General features: G+C 70.4%; 4 protein-coding genes. 3 read left to right on the top strand and 1 reads right to left on the bottom strand.

What is annotated here, in order from left to right; translation table 11 throughout:
* Positions 1–532 precede the first annotated feature (532 nt).
* Positions 533–976, top strand: a complete 444-nt coding sequence (locus tag IEZ10_RS38340) for a Uma2 family endonuclease (protein WP_229812099.1) — start codon at positions 533–535, stop codon at positions 974–976.
* A 56-nt stretch (positions 977–1,032) separates the two neighbouring features.
* Here the strand turns inward: IEZ10_RS38340 and hemL are convergent, their stop codons facing one another.
* A complete protein-coding gene (hemL, locus tag IEZ10_RS38335; protein ID WP_189251401.1) occupies positions 1,033–2,328 on the bottom strand; it encodes a glutamate-1-semialdehyde 2,1-aminomutase in 1,296 nt (431 codons plus the stop codon).
* A gap of 109 nt (positions 2,329–2,437) precedes the next feature.
* On the opposite strand from hemL, the gene IEZ10_RS38330 reads away from it, so the two are divergent.
* A complete protein-coding gene (locus IEZ10_RS38330) occupies positions 2,438–2,881 on the top strand; it encodes a MarR family winged helix-turn-helix transcriptional regulator (protein WP_229812098.1) in 444 nt (147 codons plus the stop codon).
* Between the two features lie 5 nt (positions 2,882–2,886).
* Positions 2,887–3,228, top strand: coding sequence for an ester cyclase (locus IEZ10_RS38325; RefSeq protein WP_189251400.1), 342 nt, complete (start codon positions 2,887–2,889; stop codon positions 3,226–3,228).
* Positions 3,229–3,381: the final 153 nt, after the last annotated feature.

Below are 3,381 nucleotides of genomic sequence, written 5' to 3'. Positions count from 1 at the left end.
GCGTCCCTATCGCCGGTTGCCAGGGCGGGTCGCCGTAGCCTTGCGGCCACACTGGCGGGGGAGAGCGCAGGGCCGGGCGCCGTAGCCGCTCCCTTCCGGACCGCGCATGGTGCCCGCCGTAGCCACTCTTCCTTCGGATCGGTCATGGCTTCCTCTCCTTTTCCGCTCTCGGTCTCCACCCGGGGAGTGGGAATGCCGAGGGAAACGGGAAAAGGGGAGCGCCAGGCCACCCACGGATTCGCCGGGGGAACGTGGACGGTGGGAGGGGGAGCGGTGCAACGGTCATGGGGTGAAGAGATCGGGGGCGAAGGGGAGAGAATGGAGGGAGGGCAACGGATACGGTCCGAATGAACACACCCGGTGACGGAGACGATGTTGCGGTGACCGACGTGAGCAGCGCCCTGGAGTACTGGCCTTCTCCGCCCCCTGGGGATGGACCGCCGACGACCTCGATCGTCTTCCGGCGGAGGGACCCAACGGCGAGCCCGGCTTCTTCGAACACGTCGAACTCATCGATGGAGCGCTCGTCTTCATGTCCCCCCGGAAGCGGTTCCACCAGCGCATGGTCCGCCTCCTCACGGAGGCGCTCGACGACCAGGCGCCGGAAGAACTGGCGGCGGTGGACCAGATGGACATCAGGCTCGGCCACCGGATGCGGCCCTGTCCGGACGTCTCGGTCGTCGACGCGCGGGCGGCCGCCGACGACGAGCGGACGTTCTACACGCCCGCCGAGGTTCGGCTCGTCGTCGAGGTCGTCTCACCCGAGTCCGAGGATCGCGACCGCAAGACCAAGCCGTTCCGCTACGCCGAGGCCGGTATCCCGTACTTCTGGCGCGTGGAGAGCAAGGACGGCAGGCCCGTCGTCTACGTCTACGAGCTCGATCCGGCCACCGGCGCGTACGGGCTCACCGGCATCCACCACGGGCGTCTGACCGTCCCGGTGCCCTTCCCCATCGACATCGACCTGGACGCGTAGAAGGGCCTGGCCCGTCGGCTCGACGGAATCGCCGTGGGCCGGCTGAGGAACGGTTCTCAGCCGGCCTGGGCGGCGGCCTTGGCGGCGAGGGGAAGGGCCTCGGCCACGCGGGTCAGGGCCTCGTCGTCGTGGGCGGCCGACAGGAACCACGCCTCGTAGGCCGACGGCGGCAGGTAGACGCCCTGGTCGAGCATGGCGTGGAAGAACGCGCGGTAGGCGGCGGTGTTCTGCTTCTGGGCCGTGGCGAAGTCCGTGACCCGGTCCTCGGTGAAAAAGATCGAGAACAGGTTGCCGGCGCGCTGCAGGCGGTGCGGTACCCCGGCGGCGGCCAGGGCGTCGGCGGCGGCGCGGCCGATCACCAGGGCGGCGGCGTCGATCCGGTCGTAGACCTCGTCGTCGCAGCCGCGCAGGGTCGCCAGGCCCGCGGCGCAGGCCAGCGGGTTACCGGACAGTGTGCCCGCCTGGTAGACCGGGCCCTCCGGGGCGAGGTGGGCCATCACGTCGGCCCGGCCGCCGAACGCGGCGGCCGGCAGCCCGCCGCCCATGACCTTGCCGAAGGTCATCAGGTCGGCGTCCACCGGGTCGAGGCCGTACCAGCCGGCCTCCGAGACGCGGAAGCCGGTGAGCACCTCGTCGATGATCAGCAGGGCCCCGTGCGCGGTGCACAGCTCGCGGAGCGTGGCGTTGAACCCGTCCAGGGGTGGGACGACGCCCATGTTGGCCGGGCACGCCTCGGTGATGACGCAGGCGATCTCGTCGCCGAAGGCCCTGAACGCCTCGGTCACCGCCTCGACGGAGTTGTAGGGCAGCACGACGGTGTCGGCGGCCGATGCGCCGGTGACGCCGGGGGTGTCGGGCAGGCCGAAGGTGACCAGGCCGGACCCGGCCGAGGCGAGCAGGGCGTCGACGTGGCCGTGGTAGCAGCCGGCGAACTTGACGACCTTGGACCGGCCGGTGAAGCCGCGGGCCAGCCGTACGGCGGACATGGTGGCCTCGGTGCCGGAGCTGACCAGGCGGACCTTCTCCACCGGCGCGACCCGGTCGACGATCTCCTCGGCGAGCTCGACCTCACCGGGCGTCGCCGTACCGAAGGAGGTGCCGCCCGCCAGTGCCTCCTGCAGGGCCTCCACCACGGCCGGGTGGCGGTGGCCGAGGATCATCGGACCCCATGAGCAGACGAGGTCCACGTAGCGGTTGCCGTCCGCGTCGGTGATGTAGGGGCCCTGGCCGGACACCATGAAGCGGGGGGTCCCGCCGACGGCGCCGAAGGCCCGGACCGGGGAGTTGACACCTCCCGGGACGATCTCGCGGGCGCGGGCGAACAGGTCCTCGGACTTCTCAGTACGGCTCACGCCCTCCAGGGTAGTCACGCCCCGAGCCGCCTTCGCCGCCCCTCGACCAAACCCTTTGACATGTCAACTCTTGATCTCTTCAATAGAAGATCGGATCAAGGAGGTGGCCGTGGAACGGCTCCAAACCCCCGAGGACAGGTTCTTCCAGGACCTGATGGGCGGCTGTGCCGAGGTACGGCAGGCGTTCTCCCGCCATGTGGGAATGAACGGGCACCGTCTCCAGACGCTGATGCGGCTGTGGCGAAACGGTGAGACGAGCCACAGCGACCTGCGCCACACCCTCGCGATCGACGGTGCGAGCGTCACGCGCCTCATCAAGGAGTTCGAGGCCGAGGGACTGGTCAGCCGTCGCATCGACCCGGAGGACAACCGGTACACCCTGGCCGGGCTGACCCCCCGAGGCGAACGGACCGCCGCCGGGCTGGCGCGTGCCCACCAGGACTACCAGGTGCGGCTCCTCGACGGCGTCACCGCCGAGGAGCGGGAGACCGTGCTGCGGGTCCTCGGCCGCCTGCGCGCCAACGTGGCACGCATACCCTCCGAACAGGAGTGAAGCAGATGACAGACGACGCGAAGGTCCTCGCGCACCGCATGTACGAGGCGTTCAACACCCGTGACGTCGCGGCCGCCAGGACGATCTTCTCGGCGGACTTCGTGAGCCACCCCCTGGGCACCGTCGGCGTCGAGAGCGTCATGAAGGCCTGGGCCGGAATGCACGCGACATTTCCCGGCCTCAGGGTCCTCGTCGAGGACATGCTCTCCGGCGGAGACGGGGTCGCCGTCCGCACGACCCTGCACGGAACCCTGGCGGACGAGCCTCCCACGATGATGGAGTTCTTCCGGGTACGGGACGGCCGCATCGCCGAGCTGTGGGGTCTCTCCACCCTCTCCCGTCCCTGAGGCTCTGGCCGACCGCAACCGGGCGCTTCAGCGGCATCGGGAACCGTGAGCGGTCCGGAAGGGAGCGGCTACGGCGCCCGGCCCTGCGCTCTCCCCCGCCAGTGTGGCCGCAAGGCTACGGCGACCCGCCCTGGCAACCGGCGATAGGGACGC

The organism is Streptosporangium pseudovulgare, from assembly GCF_014648055.1.
GTDB classification, from domain to species: Bacteria; Actinomycetota; Actinomycetes; order Streptosporangiales; family Streptosporangiaceae; genus Streptosporangium; species Streptosporangium pseudovulgare.
Note: the sequence above shows the minus strand (reverse complement) of the source record. Positions and strands in the feature narration are given on the sequence as shown.